This window comes from Actinacidiphila acidipaludis (genome assembly GCF_019890725.1).
GTDB lineage: Bacteria > Actinomycetota > Actinomycetes > Streptomycetales > Streptomycetaceae > Actinacidiphila > Actinacidiphila acidipaludis.
This window is the reverse complement of the sequence record NZ_JAINZZ010000052.1, coordinates 1-22,041: the sequence shown is the minus strand read 5'-3', so window position 1 is coordinate 22,041 and position 22,041 is coordinate 1. Positions and strand designations below refer to the sequence as shown.

Genomic DNA, 22,041 nt, shown 5'->3' with positions numbered 1-22,041 from the left:
CGTGGCCGCGCGACTGCGTATACACGTTGTTCAGGCGACATATAGACGACCTATAGACGGCTCGGCTTGAGTCGTCGGGCGTTCCACCGGGAACACTCGACCTGATTTGATGGCGGGAACGGACGACGAGAAGGGGCGGTCCCACGTGATCGCGGGCGCGCAAGGCGGCGCTGCGGCGGCCGGCCATGTGGAGCAGATGCTGCTCCAGGTGGCCCCCGGCCGCTTCGACGCATACGAGAACCTGCTCGCGTCACTCGCCGGCGGCCAGGTGTGGATGCTGCTGTGGCACGGCACCCCGGGCTCCCCGGACGCGCAGTACGGCAGCATGGAGGTCGGCGGGCACACCTACGCGCCCTGCTTCACCTCGCCGCGCGAGCTGGCCGCCAGCGGCTGGACCCGGGACCACGAGGTGGTCTCCGGGCGGGACGTCGCGCTCACCCTCTACCCCGACCGCTGCGGGCTGTGGCTCAATCCGCACGCCTCGGGCGGCGGCGTCGGGGTGCCCTGGCCGGACCTGCGGCGGATCGCCGTGGGCCTGGACGTGCTGCCGGCCGGGCCCCTGCAGATCGCTGAACCGTCCCTGCAGATCCCGCAGTTCTACTCGCTGCTGGTGCAGGCCGCGCACCGCACCCCGGCCGTCCGGTCGCTGCGCCGCGCCTGGGTCCAGCCGGCCGTCGGCGAGCCGTACCTGGCGGTCGGCGTCGAGGTGTACGACGGTGTGCCGCAGTCCGTCGAGGGCGTGCGGATGATGATGCAGCAGTCGGTCGGCGGACTGCCGGACGGGCTCGCCGTGTCCACCGTGGCCATGGGCGACACCTTCGACCCGGTGGCGCTGTGGATGCGGGTGCACGCCGCCGCCTTCTTCGACCGCGACGCCTATGCGGCCGGACCCGCCTGGGGGCCCGCCCGCTGACGTCGCGTCAGGGCGGACGGGCGGCCACCGCGGCCCGGGCCGACCACCACGACGGCCGTCAGCGGAAGGCCGGCAGGTCCAGTGCGTCGGCGAGCAGGCCGAGCGGCGGACTGCCCAGGGACAGCAGGGCCCGGTGGAAGCGGGGGAGGGAGAACTCCCGGCCCCACCTGCGCCGGGCGCGCTCCCGCAGCCGCATGATCTCCAGCTTGCCCCAGGTGTACCGGCCGTAGCCCGCGTCGAAGGTTCCGCGCCGCGCCTCGGCGAGCGCGCTGGTCCGCGCCAGATGTGCGTCCCGCACGAACAGCCGGGCCGCCTCCTCCAGATCCATCGCCCCGGTGTGCAGCCCGATCGCGCACGTCAGCCGGGTCACCCGGACCAGCGCCTCCAGGGCGACGCCGATCGCGAACCGCGGGTCACGGCCCCGGAAGCCCTCCTCGAAGCAGACCTCCTCCACGTAGTGCGCCCAGCCCTCGGCGAAGGCCAGGCTGTGCAGCACCCGGCGCACCGGCCCGCGGGTCCGGCGCAGCGCCCGTCCGTGGGCGAAATGGCCGGGGGCCACCTCGTGGACGGTGATCGACGGCAGGCTCGTCCGGCTGAAGACGGTGAGCCACTCCTCCTGCTCCGCCCGCGGCCACTCCGGCTCGGGTGGGGTCACGTGGTACCAGGACGGCACCGAGCCCTTCTCGGCCGGCGCCGCCCACGCCATCATCGCCATCGACCAGCGGCGGGACGGCGGCGCCGGCCCCACCAGGCACTCGCCGTCGACATAGGGCGCCAGGCCGTGGTCCCGGGTGAAGTCGATGACCTCGTCGGTGAGCCGGGCCGCCTCGGCGATGACCTCGTCCGCGTCCGGGTGGTCGGCCAGCAGCACCGGGATCAGCTCGTCGACCGTGCGGTTCGGGTCGTAGGCCGCGCACGCGCCGGTCAGCAGCTCGGTCAGCCGGTCCCGTTCCCGTGCCGCCTCGTCCGCCAGCGCGCCGAGATCGACCCGCAGGCCTTCCTGCGCCCCCATCAGCGCGGCCAGCGCCGCGCCGCCCAGCCGCGGGTCGGGGTCGCCGTCCTGCGCGGCCGCCTCCAGCCGGGCCACCAGCCGGGCGTGCGCCCGCAGCGCCTCCTCCTCGACCCGGCCCTGCTGGGCGTCGAGCCCGACGGCCAGCCCGTACGCGGTGCCGAGCAGGGCCTCGGCGACCGGCGCGCTCACCCGGTCGAGGGACTCCAGCGACGCCTCGATCGCCTCCGGCCACTGCGCCAGGTGCTTGCGCCGGGCCGCGGCGCGCTCCTTGCGCGAGGCGTACTCCCGGTCGTAGCAGGCGAGTTCCAGATTCGACAGATGCGGATACGGATCACGCCGGTGCAGTTCGAGATCGCCGTACTGGACCCGCACCGACTGCTCGAAAACCGCCAGGTGGGCCTCGTCGTGCGCGTCGTCCAGGGGGCCGGCGGACCGCCCGGCCTCCTCCAGCCGCGACAGCGCCGCACGTATCCCGCTCGGGGACAGGTCCTGGACCCTTCCGTCGTACTCGTGCAGGCCCGCCATCTCCCGGGCCTGGGGCATCATCAGGTCGCACACCGCGCGCAGCCGCTCGTCCACGGGCTGACGGTACCCCGAGGTACGGGCGGGTAACGGACTAAGAATCACCACATCACAGTTGCGCATCCCTTCTCGGTGAGGGCTGGCGGGTGATCGCCGGCGCACAGAAGAATCCAGCGCAACGGGTCGCGTGTCGTTTCTCCGTGATCCTGAATGTCCTTCAGAACAGCTATTCCGCACCGCAGCACCACTGACGAGTAAAGCCGCTACAGCGGCGGGCGCGCGCCGGTTACCCGCCGGCGAGAGGGGTCAGTTACACCATGACCGCACCTATCGAGACCACCCAGGCGCAGGCCGAGGCGCAGCCCGAGGCCATCCTCGCCGGGGCGGATCGCAAGACGATCGAGGGGCGTTCCCTCGGTCAGATCGCGTGGATGCGTTTCAGGCGCGACAAGGTGGCGGTCGCCGGTGGCGTCGTGGTCATCCTGCTGGTGCTGCTCGCGATCCTGGCCAAGCCGATCGAGAGCGTCTTCGGCCTCGATCCCAACGCCTTCCACCAGGACCTGATCGACCCGTCGACGACGACGCCCAAGGGCGCCTTCGGCGGAATGAGCCTGTCCCACCCGCTCGGTGTGGACCCGCAGTACGGCCGTGACCTGCTCGCCCGCATCATCGAGGGCTCGTGGGTGTCGATGCTGGTCGCCACCGGCGCCACCGTGCTGTCCGTGGTGATCGGCGCGGTGATGGGCCTGATCGCCGGGTACTACGGCGGCTGGGTCGACAGCGTTATCAGCCGCGCCATGGACACCTTCCTGGCCTTCCCGCTGCTGCTCTTCGCCATCTCGATCTCGGCGTCGCTGCAGGACGGCGCGTTCGGGCTGAGCGGCCTCCCCCTGCGGATCAGCGTGCTGATCTTCGTGATCGGCTTCTTCAACTGGCCCTACATGGGCCGGATCGTGCGCGGCCAGACGCTGAGCCTGCGCGAGCGCGAGTTCGTCGAGGCCGCACGCAGCCTGGGCGCCCGCGGACCGTACATCCTGTTCAAGGAGCTGCTGCCCAACCTGGTCGCGCCGATCCTGGTCTACTCGACCCTGGTGATCCCGACCAACATCCTCTTCGAGGCCGCGCTGAGCTTCCTGGGCGTCGGCATCGCGCCGCCCCAGGCGTCGTGGGGCGGCATGCTCAACTCGGCCATCGACCTGTTCTACGCCGACCCGGAGTTCATGATCGTCCCCGGCCTGGCGATCTTCATCACCGTGCTCGCGTTCAACCTGCTGGGTGACGGGCTGCGCGACGCACTCGACCCGCGCAGCAAGTGATGTTCGCCCCAGACCACAGTCGTTCCACTGCACAGACCCGGCCCGGTGACCCTCCGGGCGCGGTCCCCCGCGCCCGGCACACCGGACATTCATCGAAACAGGAGGCTTTCCTCGGCATGAACAGCAGAAAGGCGACAGCGGCGCTGGCGCTCGCCACGGCACTCGCCCTGGGAGCATCCGCGTGCAGTAGCAACTCCAAGTCCGACAACGGTGGCAGCAAGGGCGGCAACTCCCAGGGCGCGGCCGCCGCCAAGGACGCCGCGCTGACCGGCATCGTGAACCCCTCGGACAAGAAGGGGGGCACGGTCGTCATGGAGAACTCCGACGTGCCGGACTCCCTGGACCCGGGCAACACGTACTACGGCTGGGTGCAGAACTTCTCGCGCCTCTACGCGCGTACGCTGCTGACCTTCAAGCCGGCCGCCGGCAAGGACGGCCTCACCGTCGTTCCCGACCTCGCCACGGGCCTGGGCAAGTCCAGCCCCGACGCGAAGACCTGGACGTACACCATCCGTCCCGGCCTGAAGTACGAGGACGGCACGCCGATCACCACCAAGGACATCAAGTACGGCATCGAGCGCAGCAACTTCGCGCCCGAGGCCCTGTCCAACGGCCCGACGTACTTCAAGGCGTACCTGGCCGGCGGTGACGCGTACAAGGGTCCCTACAAGGACAAGAGCCCGAACGGCATCGCGTCCATCGAGACCCCGAACGACACCACGATCGTCTTCCACCTGGCGAAGCCGTTCGCGGACTTCGACTACCTGGCGACCTTCTCGCAGACGGCCCCCGTGCCGCAGAGCAAGGACACCGGCGCCGACTACGTGAAGCACATCGTGTCGTCCGGCCCGTACAAGTTCGCCTCGTACGAGGACAACGTGGGCGCGGACCTGGTCCGCAACCCGCAGTGGTCGCAGGCCAGCGACCCGATCCGCAAGGCGCTGCCGAACGAGATCAAGATCAAGTTCAAGGTCAACGCCAACACGATCGACAACAACCTGATCGCCGGCAACGACACCGTCGACTCCGGCGGCACGGGTGTCCAGTCGAACACCCAGGCCAAGGTCATCGGTCCCAAGTACTCGAAGAACACCGACGACACGTACGCCGGTGCCACCTCGTACCTGGCGATCAACCCGAACGTCGCGCCGTACAACAACGCCGACTGCCGCAAGGCGATCGAGTACGCGATCGACAAGGTCTCGGTGCAGACCGCCATCGGCGGTCCGGTCAAGGGTGACGTGGCCACCACGCTGCTCCCGCCGACCGTCAACGGCTACACCAAGTTCGACGAGTTCGCGACGCCCGACAACAAGGGCGACGTGACCAAGGCCAAGGCGGCGCTCACGGCCTGTGGCAAGCCGAGCGGTTTCACCACCAACCTGACCGCGCGCAGCGACCGCCCCGCCGAGATGGCCGAGGCGACCGCGATCCAGAACTCGCTCAAGCAGGTCGGCATCACCGCCAACATCAAGAGCTTCCCGGCCGGCAAGTACTTCTCGAACTTCGCCGGTGTCCCGAGCTACGTGCACAGCCACCAGCTCGGCCTGATGCTCACCGCGTGGGGCGCCGACTGGCCGACCGGCTACGGCTTCCTGGACCAGATCGTCGACGGCAGCGCCATCAAGCCCTCCGGCGGCAACAACCTCCAGGAGCTCAACGACAAGAACATCAACGCCGCCCTGGCGGCCGCGATCGCCAACACCGACGCCGCGGCCCGCACCAAGGCGTGGGGCGACATCGACAAGATGGTCGTCGACACCGCCACCGTGGTGCCGCTGATCTACCGCAAGAACCTGCTCTACCGCCCGGAGAACGCGACCAACGTCACCGTCACTCAGGCCTACCTGGGCATGTACGACTACCTGTTGCTCAGCTCCTCGAAGTAGGACGAGCGAGCACCGAACGAACCCGAACACCGGAAGGCAGGTGAAGGCTTCGGGCTCGCCGGTCCGGGTGGGATGACCACCCGGACCGGCGGCCCGGCGCCGATCCGCTGTGACTGCGTACATCATTCGACGCGTGATCGCCGCGATATTCCTGGTGCTGGTCGTCAGCGCGGTCACCTTCTTGATTTTCTTCTGGGTGCCGAAGCTGGGCGGGCAGACCACCACACAGCTGGCCACGCAGTATGTCGGCAAGGACGCCAACCCGGAGTCCATCGCCGCCGTCAAGAGGAACCTGGGCCTCGACCTGCCGCTCTACGAGCAGTACTGGCACTTCATCAAGGCCATCGTCATGGGCGCGCACTACAAGTTCGGCCCCGATGCGGCCTACTGCCACCGCCCGTGCTTCGGCTACTCCTTCAAGAACCACATCGAGGTGTGGCCGCAGATCAAGTCCCGCATCCCGATCACGTTCTCGCTGGCGATCGGCGCGGCCGTGATCTGGGTGGTGTCCGGCGTGGCCATCGGCGTCCTGTCGGCGCTGAAGCGGGGTTCGATCTTCGACCGGCTGTCCATGGGCGTCGCCCTGGCCGGCGTCTCGCTGCCGATCTTCTTCACCGGACTCGTCCTGCTCGGCCTCTTCTCCTACAAGTGGGTCATCTGGGACAACGTCCAGTACGTGGCCTTCACCGACAACCCCGGGGAATGGGCGTGGAACCTCATCCTGCCCTGGGTGAGTCTGGCCTTCCTCTACTCGGCTCTCTACGCCCGGCTCACCAGAGCCGGAATGCTGGAGACCATGGGTGAGGACTACATCCGCACCGCACGCGCCAAGGGTCTGCCCGAGCGCGTGGTGGTCGGAAAGCACGGCCTCCGCGCGGCACTCTCCCCGATCCTCACCATCTTCGGTATGGACTTCGGGCTGCTGATCGGCGGAGCCGTCCTGACAGAGAGCGTCTTCTCCTTCAAGGGAGTCGGCGAGTACGCCGTTGAGGGCATCACCGGCAACGACCTGCCGATCGTGATGGGCGTGACCATCGTGGCCGCCACCTTCATCGTCGTCTGCAATCTTGTGGTGGACCTGCTGTACGCCGCCATCGACCCCCGCGTGAGGTACTCGTGAGCACCGACAACAGCAGCGGCAAGGCGCTGAAGAAGGACGCTGACGAACAAGCGGCCTCCGTGCCGGAGCAGAAGGGCCCCGCCGACGAGGCGGCGCCCGAGAGCGAGGCCGCGTCTGCCGCCGAGGCCGAGACTGAGACCGCGGCTGAGACCGAGACCGAGGCCGCGGCTGAGACCGAGACCGAGGCGGCGCCCGAGAGCGAGCCCGCGGCCGAGGCTCCCGCCAAGGCCTCCCTGGAGAAGGTGACCGAGCCCGCGCCCACCGCGGCGGTCGGGGAGCCGGTCGCGTCCGGGCCGGCGAACGGCTCGTACCTGTCGGTGCGCGACCTGCACATCCACTTCCAGACCGACGACGGCCTGGTCAAGTCGGTGGACGGCATCAGCTTCGACCTGGAGCGCGGCCGCACCCTCGGCATCGTCGGCGAGTCCGGCTCCGGCAAGTCCGTGACGTCGCTGGGCATCATGGGCCTGCACCGCACCGCCCGCGCCCGGATCAAGGGCGAGGTCTGGCTGGACGGCGAGGAACTGGTCGGCGCCAGCGCGGACCGGGTCCGCCGGCTCCGCGGCCGCAAGATGGCCATGATCTTCCAGGACCCGCTGTCCGCGATGCACCCGTACTACAAGGTCGGCGCGCAGATCGTCGAGGCCTACCGGGTGCACCACAAGGTCAGCAGGAAGGTCGCCTCCGAGCGGGCCATGGAGATGCTCGACCGCGTCGGCATCCCCGAGCCGCGCAAGCGGTTCCACGACTACCCGCACCAGTTCTCCGGCGGCATGCGGCAGCGCGCGATGATCGCGATGGCGCTCGTCAACAACCCGGAGCTGCTGATCGCGGACGAGCCGACCACCGCGCTCGACGTGACCGTGCAGGCGCAGATCCTGGACCTCATCCGGGACCTGCAGAAGGAGTTCGGCTCCGCGGTCATCATGATCACCCACGACCTCGGGGTGGTCGCCGAGGTCGCCGACGACCTGCTGGTGATGTACGCCGGCCGGGTCGTCGAACGCGGCAGCGCCGAGCGGGTGTTCACCAAGCCGCAGCACCCCTACGCCTGGGGACTGCTCGGCTCGATGCCGCGCCTGGACCGCGAGCGCACCGACCGTCTCAACCCGGTCAAGGGCAGCCCGCCCAGCCTGATCAACGTGCCGTCCGGCTGCGCCTTCCACCCGCGCTGCCCGTACGCGTCGCTGACCGGCGGGTCCTCCGAGTCCGTCGTCCCCGAGCTGCGTGAGACGGCCCCCGGCCACCTCGCCGCGTGCCATCTGGCCCAGGCCGAGCGGAACCGGATCTGGACCGAAGAGATAGAACCGAAGCTGTGAAGGGCCAGGACGAAGCCGTGACTGCACCGTCGGCGAACACCTCTCTGGAGAAGGGCGCGTCCCCGGTACGGGACCGGGAGACGCTGCTGAAGGTCACCGGACTGGTGAAGCACTTCCCGATCACCAAGGGTGTGCTGCGCCGTCAGGTCGGGGCCGTGCAGGCCGTCGACGGCATCGACTTCGAGGTCGGCGCGGGCGAGACCCTCGGTGTCGTCGGCGAGTCGGGCTGCGGCAAGTCCACCATGGGCCGGCTGATCACCCGGCTGCTCGAACCGACCGGCGGCACCATCGAGTTCGAGGGCCGGGACATCTCGCACCTCGGCGTCGGGGCGATGCGCCCGATGCGCCGCGACGTGCAGATGATCTTCCAGGACCCGTACTCGTCGCTGAACCCGCGGCACACCATCGGCACCATCGTCGGTGCGCCCTTCCGCCTGCAGAAGGTGCAGACCGAGGGCGGTGTGAAGCGGGAGGTGCAGAACCTCCTGGAACTGGTGGGCCTCAGTCCCGAGCACTACAACCGCTACCCGCACGAGTTCTCCGGCGGTCAGCGGCAGCGCATCGGCATCGCCCGCGCGCTGGCCCTCAAGCCCAAGCTGGTGGTCGCCGACGAGCCGGTCTCCGCGCTCGACGTCTCGATCCAGGCGCAGGTCGTCAATCTGCTGGACGACCTGCAGGACGAGCTCGGCCTCACCTACGTGATCATCGCGCACGACCTGTCGGTGATCCGGCACGTGTCCGACCGGATCGCGGTGATGTACCTCGGCAAGATCGTGGAGATCGCCGACCGCGAGGACCTGTACGGCTCGCCGTTCCACCCGTACACCAACGCGCTGCTGTCGGCGGTGCCGGTGCCGGACCCCAAGCGCAAGCAGCAGCGTGAGCGGATTCTGCTGAACGGTGACGTGCCGTCGCCGATCTCGCCGCCGGCGGGGTGCCGGTTCCACACCCGGTGCTGGAAGGCGACGGAGGTGTGCAAGACGCAGGAGCCGCCGTTGGCGGCGCTGGCGACCGGACACCAGGTGGCCTGCCACCACCCCGAGAACGCGCCTGCGGCGGGCTAGCCCGCACCCTCACCCTCTGAACCCCGGTTCGCCCCGCGCGAGCCGGGGTTCGCCCTGTTCGGGCGAAGGGCAACCATCAGGGGCGCGGGGGACCCCGCGGCCCTGTGGGGTGCCGCACTCCGGCGAGGGGCGGCCGCACTCAAGGGGGTGGAGCCGACCGCAGGGTGACCCCTCAGGTTTGGCCGGCGGTGCGGGCGCGGACGACGGCGGGGCCGATGGCCGCGACCAGGGCGGCCACGTCGTCCGCGGTGGAGGTGTGGCCGAGGGAGAAGCGGAGGGTGGCCCGTGCGGCCTCCGCGGGCTGCCCCATCGCGAGCAGCACATGGCTGGGCTGGGCCACTCCCGCGGTGCAGGCGGAGCCGGTCGAGCACGCGATGCCCTGGGCGTCGAGCAGCAACAGCAGCGCGTCCCCCTCGCACCCGGGGAACGTGAAGTGCGCGTTGGCCGCCAGCCGCCCCTCGGGCGAGGCGTCGCCGTTGAGGACCGCGTCCGGCACCGCCGCCAGGACGCCCCGCACCAGCTCGTCGCGGAGCGCGCCCACCTCGCGGACGAAGTCCGCCCGCCGCTCGGCGGCCAGCGTGCCCGCCACGGCGAACGCGGCGATGGCCGGCACGTCGAGGGTGCCGGACCGGCTCCGCTCCTGGCCGCCGCCGTGCAGCAGCGGCACCGGGGTGTCCTCGCGCCGCAGCACCAGCGCCCCGACGCCGTACGGCCCGCCGATCTTGTGCCCGGTCACGGTCATCGCGTCCAGCCCGCTGTCCGCGAACCGTACCTCGGTCTGCCCGAGCGCCTGCACCGCGTCCGAGTGCATCGGCACCCCGAACTCGGAGGCCACAGCGGCCAGTTCGCGGACCGGCATGATCGTGCCGACCTCGTTGTTGGCCCACATCACGGTGACCAGGGCGACGTCGTCCGGATTCCGTTCGAGGGCCGCGCGCAGGGTCTCGGGGCGGACCCGCCCGAGTTCGTCGACCGGCAGCCACTCGACGACCGCGCCCTCGTGGTCGGCCAGCCAGTACACCGCGTCGAGCACCGCGTGGTGCTCGACCGGGCTGGCCAGCACCCGGACCCGGCGGGGGTCGGCGGCCCGGCGCTCCCAGAACAGGCCCTTGACGGCGAGGTTGTCGGACTCGGTGCCGCCGCCGGTGAAGACGATCTCGCTCGGGCGGGCGCCGAGCGCCGCGGCCAGTGCCTCGCGGGACTCCTCGACGGTCCGCCGGGCCTGCCGACCCGCCGCGTGCAGCGAGGACGCGTTGCCGGTCACCGTGAGGTGCGCGGTCATCGCCTGGACCGCCTCCGGGAGCATGGGCGTGGTGGCGGCGTGGTCGAAGTAGGCCATGATGCAGCGATTCTACGGGGGTCCGCCGGACCCGCGGTCCGCCCGGGGAGCGCGCGCGGGGCGACTTCCGCGGCCCCGCTCACGCCCCCTGCCGCGACCGGCCGCGGGCGGCCCGCCTGCGGGTGCCGGTCTCAGCCGCGCGGCGCCCGGGCCAGCTGCCGGGCCTGGGCGACGAGCCGGTCCGCGCTGTCCCAGACCTCGGCGTCCTCCTCCAGCAGGCCACCGGCCAGGTTGCGTGTGGTGAGCGCCACCCGCAGCGGCCCGGGCGCGGGCACGGCACGCAGGTGCACGGTCAGTTCGAGCGTGGGCGTCCAGCCCTTCAGGCCGAGGTCGAACGCGGTGGGCGGCAGGGCGTCGACGGCGAGCAGCAGCGAGAGCGGGTCGTGGTCCCGGCCGTCGGCCAGCCCCAGCCAGCCGCGCATGTCACCGGCGCCGGACGGCATGCCGATCGCCCAGCCCGCGGTGGCCGGGTCGAGCCGCAGGTCGAGCCGCTCCAGGATGGCGGTCGAGCCGGTGACCGGGCCGTCGTCGGGGGCGTCGTCGGAGCTGACGCAGTCCGCGTAGGAGGGCATCGCCGGCGGGGTGGCCGAGGTGCGCACGTCGTCCGGCAGCGCGGACAGGTCGCCGTATCCGGCGATGACCCGGATCCGCTCGACCTCGCGGCCCTGCTCGTCGGTCTGGTAGAGCGAGGCCTGGCCGGTGGACATGGTCCGCCCGGCGCGGAGCGTCTGCGTCCTGATCACCGCGGGTCCCGGCTGGGAGGCGGTCAGGTAGTGGGCGGTGATGGTCAGCGGGTCGGGGTGCGGCAGCGCGTCGCGCAGCGCCCGTCCCAGCACGGCCAGCAGGTAGCCGCCGTTGACCGCCGCGATGATCGTCCAGCCGGCCGACAGGTCGATGTCGTACGTCCCGGGCTCGTCCGCCCTGGGCACGACCGCCGTGTCCCGGTCGAACTCGCTGTCGCCGATGGCCGCGCGGGCCGCTGCAGTTGCCATGGTCGCTAGGTTACCCGTCAGTAGTCATCAGTTGTCCAGCCTCGGAGAGCACAACACTAAGCGCCCGCTCAGTCTTCCCGGTTCCCGCGGGATCCGGGCGACGACAGGGAGAAGGCCCGGGAAAGGTGCGGGGCGAAAGGGCCCGCGGCCCCTCCCGTTACCCTGGACAGGTGAACGAGACCCCTCAGAGCGCCCCCGGCAAGCGGCTGCGGGTGCTCGCCGCGATGAGCGGCGGCGTGGACTCCGCGGTCGCCGCCGCCCGGGCCGTCGAGGCCGGGCACGACGTGACCGGCGTCCACCTCGCCCTCTCCGCGAACCCGCAGAGCTTCCGCACCGGAGCCCGCGGCTGCTGCACCGTCGAGGACTCCCGCGACGCCCGCCGAGCCGCCGACGTCATCGGCATCCCCTTCTACGTGTGGGACCTGGCCGACCGCTTCCGGCAGGACGTCGTCGAGGACTTCGTCGCCGAGTACGCGGCCGGCCGCACGCCCAACCCCTGCCTGCGCTGCAACGAGAAGATCAAGTTCGCCGCGCTGCTGGACAAGGCGCTCGCCCTCGGCTTCGACGCGGTGTGCACCGGCCACTACGCCACCGTCGTGGAGCGTCCCGACGGCGGCCGCGAGCTGCACCGGGCCAGCGACATGGCCAAGGACCAGAGCTATGTGCTCGGCGTGCTGGACGAGCGCCAGCTCGCGCACGCGCTGTTCCCGCTGGGCGACACCCGCACCACCAAGGACGAGATCCGCGCCGAGGCCGAGCGCCGCGGCCTGGCGGTCGCCCGCAAGCCCGACAGCCACGACATCTGCTTCATCGCCGACGGCGACACCCAGGGCTTCCTTGCCCGCCGCCTCGGCACCGCCGAGGGCGACATCGTCGACCGGGACGGCACCCGCGTCGGCACCCACACCGGCGCCTACGGCTTCACCGTCGGCCAGCGCAAGGGCCTGCGGCTCGGCGTCCCCGCCGACGACGGCAAGCCCCGCTACGTGCTCGACATCTCACCGGTGAACAACACCGTGACCGTCGGCCCCGCCGAGGCGCTCGACGTCACCGCGCTCACCGCGATCCGCCCCCGCTGGTGCGGCACCCCGCCCACCGGCGCCGCCGCGTACACCGCGCAGCTGCGCGCCCACGGCGACGACGTCCCGGTCACCGCCGAACTCAGCGGCGAGGAGCTCCGGGTGTCCTTCGCCGAGCCGGTGCGCGGAGTCGCGCCCGGCCAGGCCGTCGTGCTCTACGACGGCAGCCGCGTCGTCGGTTCCGCGACGATCGCCACCACCACCAGCCACCTCGAGGAGAAGCCCCCGGTGACCGTATGAACATCGGCGTGTTCCTGTCCGCCGCCGATCTCGGCGAGCAGTACACCGTCCCCGCCAAGGAGTTCGGGCGGCTGATCGGCGAAGGCGGTCACAGCCTGGTGTGGGGCGGTTCGGAGTCCGGCCTGATGAAGGTCGTCGCCGACGCCGTGCAGGCGTCCGGCGGCCGGCTCGTCGGCGTCTCCGTGGAGTTCCTGCAGGGCGTCGCGCGCACGGACGCCGACGAGATGATCGTCGCCCGCGACCTCGCCCACCGCAAGGCCGAACTCCTGTTGCGCTCCGACGCGATCGTGGTCATGGTCGGCGGCACCGGCACCCTGGACGAGGCGACCGAGATCCTGGAGCTGAAGAAGCACGGGATGCACACCAAGCCGGTGGTCGTCCTGAACAGCGCCGGCTTCTACGACGGCCTGGAGCAGCAGTTCCGGCGGATGGAGTCCGAGGGCTTCCTGCCGCTGCCGCTGGCCGACCTCGTGCACTTCGCCGACGACGGCGCCGCCGCCCTCGCGTACCTCCAGGAGCAGGTGTGAGCACCCCCGGGGCCACCCCGTCGTCAGCGTCCCCGGCGTCGTCGGCGTCCTCGGCGTCCTCGGCGTCCACGGCGGCAGCCCGCCCCGAGCCCCGCATCCACCTCGTGACCGGCGGCGGTTCGGGCATCGGCGCGGCCGTCGCCCGCCGCCTGCTGGACCGCGGCGACGAGGTCTGGCTGCTCGCCCGGGACGCCGGCCGGGCGCGTGAGCTGGCCGCCGCCCACCCCGGCGCGAAGACCCTGGTCGGCGACCTCGGCGAACCGGGCCGCCTGTCCTGGGCGCTGGGCCACCAGGCGCCGCCGGACCGGCTGGACACCCTGCTGCACATCGCGGGCGTGGTGGAACTGGGCCCGGTCGGCGACCTCACCCCGAAGATCTGGCTGGAGACGCTGGCCGCCAACCTGGTCGGCCCGGCGGAGCTCACCCGGCTGCTGCTGCCCCAACTGCGCCTGTCGCGCGGTCACGTGCTGTTCGCCAACTCCGGCGCCGGGCTCTCCGCGAGCGCCGAGTGGTCCGCCTACGCGGCCAGCAAGCACGGCCTGAAGGCCCTGGCGGACTCGCTGCGGGCCGAGGAGCACGCGAACGGCGTCCGGGTCACCACCGTCTACCCGGGCCGCACCGCCACGCCCATGCAGGCCAAGGTCCACCAGCAGGAGGGCAAGAGCTACGACGCCACCCGCTGGATCGACCCCGAGTCGGTGGCCACGGCCGTGCTCACCGCGATCGACCTGCCGCGCGACGCCGAGGTCACCGATCTGACGGTGCGTCCCGGCCTGGTCTGACCGGCCCGTCCCGCCGTCGGACGGCGGGGGAGCCGGCGCGTGGACGCTGGGGGAGAGGGCCAACTGGCGTACGGCGGAGGCCCGTCACCCGACCGTGTACTTCTCTGGCGCTTGTCGGACCAATGCGCCTGTTTGGTGATGGTTTGCCCGCCCCCGGATCGTAGGGTCGTCCGCGCCCCACCCGATCCGAGGGAGCGGACCGACCATGGCCTCAGCCGCCGCGGAATCCCGCAGCGCCCCGACCGGCGCCCACCGGGACCTGCGCAACCGTGCCGAGGCCGCCCTGCGGCACGCCGCCCCCGCCCTGCTCGGCTACGGCGCCGCCCGGTTCCTGGGCATCGCGCTGCTGTACTACCTCGCCAAGCGGCGGGACCGGTCGCCGGGCACCGTCCTCTACGGGTCCTGGGACTCCCGCTGGTACCTCGACGTCGCCGAGCACGGCTACGACCACACCGTCCTCGGCGCGGCGCACACCTGGCACGCGTGGAGCAACCTGGCGTTCTTCCCCCTCTACCCCTGGCTGTGCCGGATCGCCGACGCCGTGCTGCCCACCGGCCCGGCCAGGTCCGCGTGGGCGGTGTCGATGGCCGCCTCCTTCGCCGCGGCCTGGCTGATCTTCCTCATCGGCGACCGGCTGTACAAGCGCAGGACCGGGATCATCCTGGCGGTGCTCTGGGGCTGCCTGCCGCACGCCGTCGTGGAGAGCATGGCGTACACCGAGTCGCTGTTCACCGCGCTGTGCGCCGCGGCCCTGTACGCCGCGCTCTGCCGGCACTGGGTGCGCGCGGGGATGTTCGCCGCCCTCGCCGGGCTCACCCGGCCCACCGGCATCGCGCTGGCCGCGGCGGTGTCCGCGGTCGCCGCGCTGGCGGTGCTCGGCGAGGTGCGGGCGGGCGGCCCCTGGTGGCGCCGGGCCTGGCGGCCGGGGCTCGCCGTGGTGCTCGCCCCGGCGGGCTGGCTGGCGTTCGTCGCCTGGGTCGGTTTCCGGCTGCACCGCGCCGACGGCTACTTCGCGGTGCAGGCGGCCTGGGGCAACCAGCTCAGCAAGGGCGGCTACCTGCTGCGGCGCATCCGCTGGGTGTTCCTCGGACAGCGCGGCGCGGACATCCCGGTGGCGTACGTCGTCGTCACGCTGGTCGTCCTCGCGTGCTTCGCGCTGTTCGCGCTGTGCGTGGCCCAGCGCCAGGCGTTTCCGCTGCTGCTGTTCAGCGGGGCGCTGCTGGCCGTGGTCGCGCTCGGCAAGGGCGTCTACATCGCCCGGGCCCGCTTCCTGCTGCCGGCCTTCCCCCTGCTCATCCCGCTGGCCCGGGTGCTGGCCCGCACCCACCGCAGGACCGTCGCCTACGCCCTCACGACCGCGGCCCTGGCCTCCGCCGTGTACGGCGTCCACCTGTGCCTCATCTGGAACGGGCCGCCGTGAGCGGGCGGGCGCCGGCGGCGCGCGGTGGGCGGCCCGCCAGCCACTACGCTTTCGAACGTGACCACCGACACCCAGTTCAGCCTGCCCGAAGGTGCCGCGACCGGGATCGGGTCGATGCCCGGCGGCGACGCCCGCGAGGCGGCGCGCGTGGCCGTCGAGGCGGTCGCGGCGCTGCCGTTCCTGCCCGAGCTGCCCGCCCGCGGGCCCGGCGCCGACATGATCGGCCGCACCCTGGGGATGCTCGTGGAGCTGTACGCCCGGGTGGAGCCCAGCGGCTGGCGGTTCGGGGACCGGCCGGGACGCGACACCAAGCGCGCGGTCTCCTGGCTCGGCGAGGACCTGGACGCGCTGGAGGAGTTCACCCAGGGGTACGAGGGCCCGCTGAAGGTCCAGGCGGTCGGGCCGTGGACGCTCGCGGCCGCCGTCGAACTGCGCGGGGGCGAGGCCGCGCTCTCCGACCCCGGCGCCTGCCGTGACCTGGCCGCCTCGCTCACCGAGGGCCTGACCGCCCACCTGGCCGACATCCGCCGGAGGGTCCCCGGCGCCCGTCCCGTCCTGCAGCTCGACGAGCCGTCGCTGACCGCCGTCCTGCAGGGCCGGATCCGCAGCGCCAGCGGCTACCGCACCCACCGCGCGGTGGACCGGGGCGTGGTCGAGGGCGCCCTGCGCGACGTGATGGCGGCGGCCGGCGTCCCGGTCACCGTCCACTCCTGCGCGCCCGAGGTGCCGTTCGCCCTGCTGCGCCGGGCCGGGGCCGCGGGCATCTCCTTCGACTTCGATCTGCTCACCGAGCGTGACTGGGACGCCTTCGGTGAGGCGGCCGAGGCCGGCACCGCGCTGTTCGCCGGTGTCGTGCCCGGCACCGACGCCCCGTTGTCAGACCCTGCCGGTAGCGTCAGTGGTGTTCGGGCGCTGTGGCGCAGGCTGGGACTGGCACCGGGGGCCTTGGGGTCCGCGGTCGCCGTGACCCCGTCGTGCGGCCTGGCGGGGGCCTCGCCGGCCTACGCCCGTGCCGCACTCGTGCACTGCGCGAAGGCGGCACGCTCGCTCGTCGACAACCCAGAGTGAGGAAGGACGGAACCGTGGCAGCCCTGGAGGACGCAGCGTCCGCGGAGATCCCCGCGGAGGCACGAGAGCAGCACGCCCGCCTGTCCGAGCAGGTCGAGGAGCACCGCTTCCGTTACTACGTCAAGGACGCCCCGGTCGTCAGCGACGCCGAGTTCGACAAGCTGCTGCGCACCCTGGAAGGGCTGGAGGAGCGCCACCCCGCGCTGCGCACCCCCGACTCGCCCACCCAGAAGGTGGCCGGCGCCTACGAGACCGAGTTCACCAGCGTCCAGCACATCGAGCGTCTGCTCTCCCTCGACAACGCCTTCACCGACGAGGAGCTGACCACCTGGGCGGACCGCGTCGCCGCCGAGCTGGGCGCGCCGGACAACGACCGCAGCCCGTACCACTTCCTGTGCGAGCTCAAGGTCGACGGCCTCGCGGTCAACCTCACGTACGAGAACGGCCGGCTGACCCGCGGCGCCACCCGCGGGGACGGCCGCACCGGCGAGGACATCACGCCCAACGTGCGCACCATCGCCGACATCCCCGAGCGGCTGGCCGGCGAGCGCGTGCCGGAGCTGGTGGAGATCCGCGGCGAGGTGTACTTCCCCGGCGAGAAGTTCGAGGAGCTCAACGCCCGGCTGGTCGAGGCCGGCGACAAGCCCTTCGCCAACCCGCGCAACGCGGCGGCCGGTTCGCTGCGGCAGAAGGACCCGCGGGTGACCGCGGGACGCCCGCTGCGGATGGTCGTGCACGGCATCGGCGCCCGCCGCGGCTTCGACATCGACTGCCAGTCGCACGCCTACGAGCTGCTGCGCGAGTGGGGCCTGCCCACCGCCCGCCACAACCGGGTGGTCGACTCCCTCGCCGAGGTGCGGGAGTTCATCGACTACTACGGCGCCCACCGGCACGACGTCGAGCACGAGATCGACGGCGTCGTCGTCAAGGTCGACGAGATCCCGCTGCAGGGCCGGCTCGGCTCCACCTCGCGCGCGCCCCGCTGGGCCATCGCCTGGAAGTACGCGCCGGAGGAGGTCAACACCAAGCTGGTCGACATCCGCGTCGGCGTCGGCCGCACCGGCCGGGTCACCCCCTACGCGGTGGTCGAGCCGGTGACGGTGGCCGGCTCCGAGGTGGAGTTCGCCACCCTGCACAACCAGGACGTCGTCAAGAAGAAGGGCGTCCTCATCGGCGACACCGTCGTGCTGCGCAAGGCCGGCGACGTCATCCCCGAGATCCTCGGCCCGGTCGTGGACCTGCGGGACGGCAGCGAGCGGGAGTTCGTGATGCCCGCCGAGTGCCCGGACTGCGGCACCGCCCTGCAGCCGATGAAGGAGGGCGACATCGATCTGCGGTGCCCCAACGCCCGCTTCTGCCCTGCCCAGTTGCGCGAACGGCTCTACTACCTGGTGGGCCGCCGCTGCCTGGACATCGAGTCGTTCGGGTACGTCGCGGCCACCGCGCTCACCCAGCCGCTGGACGCCGAGCCACCGCTGAAGGACGAGGGCGACCTGTTCGGCCTGGACGTCGAGACGCTGCTGCCGATCCGCTCCTACGTGCTGGACCAGGACACCGGCCTGCCCAAGCGCGACGCGGCCACCGGCGAGCCGAAGATCGTCTCGTTCTTCGCCAACCAGAAGGGCGAGCCGAAGAAGAACACCCTGGCGATGCTCGACAACATCGCCGCCGCCAAGGAGCGTCCGCTGGCCCGGATCATCACCGGCCTGTCCATCCGGCACGTCGGGCCGGTCGCCGCCGACGCGCTGGCCCGCGAGTTCCGCGACCTCGACCGGATCAGGGACGCCGCCGAGGAGGAGCTCGCCGCGGTCGACGGCGTCGGGCCCACCATCGCCGCCTCCGTGAAGCAGTGGTTCGCCGAGGACTGGCACCGGGAGATCATCGAGAAGTGGCGGGCGGCCGGCGTGCGGTTCACCGAGGAGGGCTCGGACGAAGGACCGAGGCCACTCGAGGGACTCACCGTGGTCGTCACCGGAACGCTGGCCACCTTCACCCGTGACGGCGCGAAAGAGGCCCTGGGCAGCAGGGGGGCGAAAGTCACCGGCTCGGTTTCGAAGAAAACGGACTTCGTGGTGGTCGGCGACAATCCCGGTTCGAAGTACGACAAGGCGGTACAACTCAAGGTTCCCGTCCTCGACGAGGACGGATTCGCCGTCCTGCTCGAACAGGGAGCGGACGCGGCGAAGCAAGCAGCGGTGAATCCGGCGGAAGACGACGGGAAATCCGACTGAACAAGGCGAAGATGTCACCCGATCAGCCCATTTCGGAATACGGTGACTGCCCAGGTCGCCTTCGGCGATGGCAACTGTTCGGTGCTCGCGCCGGCGCCTTGCGGCCTACTGTGGAAAGGCGCGCCAGCGCGGCAACAAGCTTGCAGCACACCTGAAGCGGGGAACCGCTCGGGGTATCGGCGCGAAGGACCTGCTTGCGCGACGGGCTGTGAGAGGGACGGGCATGGAATCAACGGACAGCGCCCGAGCGGCGCCGCTGCCCACGAGCCCCGCCGTGGCGGCGTCCGTGCTCCCGGCCCCTCCCGGGCCGATCGCCCGGCGGGCCGTCCCGGTCGTCGCCGGCGCCGCCCTGCTGGCCGGTGTGGCGCGGGTGCTGAGTGACGGTCACGCGCTGTTCCCCGGCGGCACGGTGGGCTGGTCGTTCGCGTTCCTGACCGGCATCATCGTCGGCCATCTGGTGGCCATGGGCCGCGACCGCTGGTGGGGCGGCACCGGTTCCGGCGCCGCGCTCACCCTGGCGATGCTGATGCTCTTCGGCTGGGTGCCGGCGGTGCTGGTCAGCCTCGCCGTGGTGGTCCTGGTCGGCGCCGCCCGCCGTCACCGCTGGCGGCAGGCGCTGCTGCACGGCGCCATCGACGTCCTGGGCATCGGCGCCGGTGCGCTGACCCTGGCCCTCTTCGGCACCCGCCCCTCGGTCGAGCACCCATGGGCGCCCACGGGATGGTCGGCGTCCGCCGCGGTGACCGTGTGCGTCACCGGCCTGGCCTATCTGGCCGCGACCCGCACCCTGCTGTGGTGGGCGTTCGCGCCACGCAGCGGCGGCCTGCCCACGGTGGCCCGCACCGCGCTGGTCCGGCAGGGCATGGTCGGGGTGGCGCTGCTCGGCATCTCCCCGCTCATCCTCGTCGTGGCCTGCGACAAGCCGTCGCTGCTCCCGCTGTTCTCGGTGCCGCTGATCGCGCTCGACTCCACGCTGTGGATCGCGCACGCCCGCGCCGAGGAGCAGTTGCGCGACCCGCTGACCGGCCTGCCGAACCGTCAGTGGCTGCTGGAGCGAGCCTGGTCCGCGCTCGACGTCGCCCAGGAGCGCGCCAAGCGCCCCGAGCCGGGCGTCGCCGGATCCGGCGCGGGCGGCAGGGTCGGGCTCATCCTCATCGACCTGGACAAGTTCCGGTCGGTCAACGACACCCTCGGCCACCTGGCCGGCGACCGGCTGCTGCTGCAGATCGCCGACCGGCTCCGGCTCGCCCTGCCGCGCGGTGCGGAGGCCGCGCGGCTCGGCGGGGACGAGTTCGCCGTCCTGCTGCCGGCCTGCGACTCGCCGACCCGCGCCCAGCGGGTCGCCCGGGCGCTGGTCGCGGCCCTCGGCTCACCGATCGGCCTCGACGGCCTGACCCTGGTGCTGGAGGCCAGCGCCGGGGTCGCGGTCTTTCCCGACCACGCGCTGGACGCCGAAGGGCTGCTGCGGCGGGCCGACGTGGCGATGTACCAGGCCAAGCGGGACCGCAGCGGCGTCGAGGTGTACGAGGTCACCCGCGACGGCAACACCCCCGACCGGCTCGGACTGCTCGGTGACCTGCGGCGGGCCCTGGAGGCCGGCGAGGTGGAACTCCACTACCAGCCCAAGGTGCGGTTCGACGGCCAGGTGGCCGGCCTGGAGGCGCTGGTCCGCTGGGAGCACCCCGACCGCGGCCGGGTCAACCCCGACGAGTTCATCACCATGGCCGAGACGTCCGGCCTGATGCCGCAGCTCACCGAATACGTGCTGGACACCGCGCTGGCCCAGATCGCCCGCTGGCGGCAGGCGGGCCTGGACGTGCCGGTCGCCGTCAACGTCTCGCCGCGCGACGTCCACAGCCCCGGCTTCGCCGGTGCCGTCGCCGCGCGGCTGGCCCACCACCGGGTGCCGCCCGGCTGCCTCCAGCTGGAGATAACCGAGCACGTCCTGCTGGAGGACCCGCAGCGGGCCGCGGAGACCCTCAACGGGCTCACCGGCCACGGCGTGAAGATGTCGCTGGACGACTTCGGCACCGGCTACTCGTCCCTGGTCCACCTGCGCCGGCTGCCGGTCAGCGAACTGAAGATCGACCGGTCCTTCGTGGCCCGACTGGTCGTGGACCCTGAGGACGCCGAGATCGTCCGCTGCACGGTGGACCTCGCCCACTCCCTGGGACTGATGGTCGTCGCCGAGGGCGTGGAGGACGACGAGACCTGGGAGCGGCTGCGGGACCTGCGCTGCGACGCCGTCCAGGGCTGGCTGGTCGCCGCCGCGATGCCTCCGGAGGAGGCCACGAAGTGGCTCCAGTCCCGGCGCAACGACGGCTGGCGCCCCGGCGGCCGGGCCACCCGGCCCGCCCTGACGGCGGCGAGTTCGGGCGCCGGCCCGGACGCGAGTCCGGGTGGGGGGTCCGGTACCGGTGGGACCACGGGACCCGGCGCGGGCGCCGGCCCGGCCGACAACGCCCCTGCCGTCCGCCTCTCGGGTGCGTCCGCGTCGGCCTCGGCCTCCGCCTCCGCCTCCGCCCCCGCGTCCACGGCGGCCGCCGCGCCCGCAACGGCCCCGGCCACCGGACCTGCCGCCCCCGCGTCCGTATCCGCCGCCCCGGCCGCGGGCCAGGCGTCGGCCCCGGCCGCCTCCGGCGGCGGCTCCCCGTCCGCCGCGGAGCCCGAACCCGAGCACGCCTCCGTGGCCGACGTCGGCGGTCCCGCCGGCCGCACGGGGACGGCATAGGGACGTCGCCGGCCCCCGAAGGCGTCACCCCCCGCGCGCCGAGGGCGTGCGGGGGGTAATGCGGTACGGGTCGCGACGGCCGGGCCCGTAGGATTGGGGCCACAATCGACATCTCACCCCCAGAGGACCGCTGCATGCCTGGCATCACGCCCGAGGAGGTCGCTCACCTCGGCCGGCTGGCACGACTGGAGCTCTCCCGCGAAGAGCTGGACCACTTCGCCGGACAGCTCGACGACATCATCGGTGCCGTAGCCCGCGTATCCGAGGTGGCCGGCGAGGACGTTCCGCCGACCTCGCACCCGCTGCCCCTGACCAACGTCATGCGCCCGGACGACGTCCGGCCGTCGCTGACCCCGCAGCAGGCGCTGTCGGGCGCGCCCGCGCAGGAGCAGCAGCGCTTCAAGGTGCCGCAGATCCTCGGGGAGGACTGACGTGACCCCGAGCGACGCATGCGCGGCCGCCGGGCCGCTGACGACA

17 protein-coding genes are annotated in these 22,041 nt (G+C 72.3%); 14 read left to right on the top strand and 3 right to left on the bottom strand.

The genetic code is table 11. The features are described 5' to 3' along the window. Positions 1 to 109: 109 nt before the first annotated feature. Entirely contained in the window at positions 110 to 913 is an 804-nt protein-coding gene (locus K7862_RS28900; RefSeq protein ID WP_222967619.1) for an enhanced serine sensitivity protein SseB C-terminal domain-containing protein, read from the top strand. A 58-nt stretch (positions 914 to 971) separates the two neighbouring features. On the opposite strand, the gene K7862_RS28895 is transcribed toward K7862_RS28900, so the two are convergent. Next, complete coding sequence (locus K7862_RS28895) at positions 972 to 2,504, bottom strand: DUF885 family protein (protein ID WP_222967617.1); 1,533 nt, start codon at positions 2,502 to 2,504, stop codon at positions 972 to 974. Between the two features lie 260 nt (positions 2,505 to 2,764). Here K7862_RS28895 and K7862_RS28890 point away from each other — a divergent pair, with 260 nt between their 5' ends. From K7862_RS28890 to K7862_RS28870, 5 genes are all read left to right on the top strand, one after another. After that, entirely contained in the window at positions 2,765 to 3,763 is a 999-nt protein-coding gene (locus K7862_RS28890) for an ABC transporter permease (protein WP_222967615.1), read from the top strand. Between the two features lie 116 nt (positions 3,764 to 3,879). After that, the gene (locus K7862_RS28885; RefSeq protein WP_222967613.1) at positions 3,880 to 5,652 is read left to right on the top strand and encodes an ABC transporter substrate-binding protein; all 1,773 of its coding nucleotides are present in this window, start codon (positions 3,880 to 3,882) and stop codon (positions 5,650 to 5,652) included. 109 nt (positions 5,653 to 5,761) lie between these two features. Beyond that, the gene (locus K7862_RS28880) at positions 5,762 to 6,772 is read left to right on the top strand and encodes an ABC transporter permease (RefSeq protein ID WP_222967611.1); all 1,011 of its coding nucleotides are present in this window, start codon (positions 5,762 to 5,764) and stop codon (positions 6,770 to 6,772) included. A 233-nt stretch (positions 6,773 to 7,005) separates the two neighbouring features. Continuing rightward, on the top strand, positions 7,006 to 8,091 hold the full coding sequence (locus K7862_RS28875; protein ID WP_222967655.1) for an ABC transporter ATP-binding protein: 1,086 nt from the start codon (positions 7,006 to 7,008) through the stop codon (positions 8,089 to 8,091). A gap of 17 nt (positions 8,092 to 8,108) precedes the next feature. Continuing rightward, on the top strand, positions 8,109 to 9,155 hold the full coding sequence (locus tag K7862_RS28870; protein ID WP_372461690.1) for an ABC transporter ATP-binding protein: 1,047 nt from the start codon (positions 8,109 to 8,111) through the stop codon (positions 9,153 to 9,155). Positions 9,156 to 9,327: 172 nt separating this feature from the next. Here the strand turns inward: K7862_RS28870 and K7862_RS28865 are convergent, their stop codons facing one another. Then, positions 9,328 to 10,494 (bottom strand): cysteine desulfurase family protein, encoded by a 1,167-nt coding sequence (locus K7862_RS28865; RefSeq protein WP_222967609.1) that lies wholly within the window; start codon positions 10,492 to 10,494, stop codon positions 9,328 to 9,330. Between the two features lie 131 nt (positions 10,495 to 10,625). Then, the gene (locus K7862_RS28860) at positions 10,626 to 11,486 is read right to left on the bottom strand and encodes a thioesterase family protein (RefSeq protein WP_222967607.1); all 861 of its coding nucleotides are present in this window, start codon (positions 11,484 to 11,486) and stop codon (positions 10,626 to 10,628) included. Between the two features lie 170 nt (positions 11,487 to 11,656). On the opposite strand from K7862_RS28860, the gene mnmA reads away from it, so the two are divergent. The 8 genes from mnmA to gatC all read left to right on the top strand — a co-directional run bounded on the left by mnmA (position 11,657) and on the right by gatC (position 21,995). Continuing rightward, positions 11,657 to 12,805, top strand: coding sequence for a tRNA 2-thiouridine(34) synthase MnmA (gene mnmA, locus K7862_RS28855; RefSeq protein ID WP_308012238.1), 1,149 nt, complete (start codon positions 11,657 to 11,659; stop codon positions 12,803 to 12,805). Next, the gene (locus tag K7862_RS28850; RefSeq protein ID WP_222967604.1) at positions 12,802 to 13,332 is read left to right on the top strand and encodes an LOG family protein; all 531 of its coding nucleotides are present in this window, start codon (positions 12,802 to 12,804) and stop codon (positions 13,330 to 13,332) included. Before mnmA ends, K7862_RS28850 begins: the two co-directional genes overlap by 4 nt. A gap of 95 nt (positions 13,333 to 13,427) precedes the next feature. Then, positions 13,428 to 14,114 carry an SDR family oxidoreductase gene (locus K7862_RS28845; RefSeq protein WP_222967651.1) on the top strand — a complete coding sequence of 229 codons (687 nt, stop codon included), beginning with the start codon at positions 13,428 to 13,430 and terminating at the stop codon, positions 14,112 to 14,114. A 205-nt stretch (positions 14,115 to 14,319) separates the two neighbouring features. Continuing rightward, positions 14,320 to 15,534: a putative hexosyltransferase gene (locus K7862_RS28840; RefSeq protein WP_222967602.1), complete on the top strand. Its 1,215-nt coding sequence runs from the start codon at positions 14,320 to 14,322 to the stop codon at positions 15,532 to 15,534. A gap of 57 nt (positions 15,535 to 15,591) precedes the next feature. Next, a complete protein-coding gene (locus K7862_RS28835) occupies positions 15,592 to 16,602 on the top strand; it encodes a methionine synthase (RefSeq protein WP_222967600.1) in 1,011 nt (336 codons plus the stop codon). A 14-nt stretch (positions 16,603 to 16,616) separates the two neighbouring features. Further along, the gene (ligA, locus tag K7862_RS28830; protein ID WP_222967598.1) at positions 16,617 to 18,833 is read left to right on the top strand and encodes an NAD-dependent DNA ligase LigA; all 2,217 of its coding nucleotides are present in this window, start codon (positions 16,617 to 16,619) and stop codon (positions 18,831 to 18,833) included. A gap of 223 nt (positions 18,834 to 19,056) precedes the next feature. After that, positions 19,057 to 21,564: a putative bifunctional diguanylate cyclase/phosphodiesterase gene (locus K7862_RS28825; RefSeq protein WP_222967596.1), complete on the top strand. Its 2,508-nt coding sequence runs from the start codon at positions 19,057 to 19,059 to the stop codon at positions 21,562 to 21,564. Between the two features lie 134 nt (positions 21,565 to 21,698). After that, entirely contained in the window at positions 21,699 to 21,995 is a 297-nt protein-coding gene (gatC, locus tag K7862_RS28820) for an Asp-tRNA(Asn)/Glu-tRNA(Gln) amidotransferase subunit GatC (RefSeq protein WP_222967594.1), read from the top strand. Positions 21,996 to 22,041 lie beyond the last annotated feature (46 nt).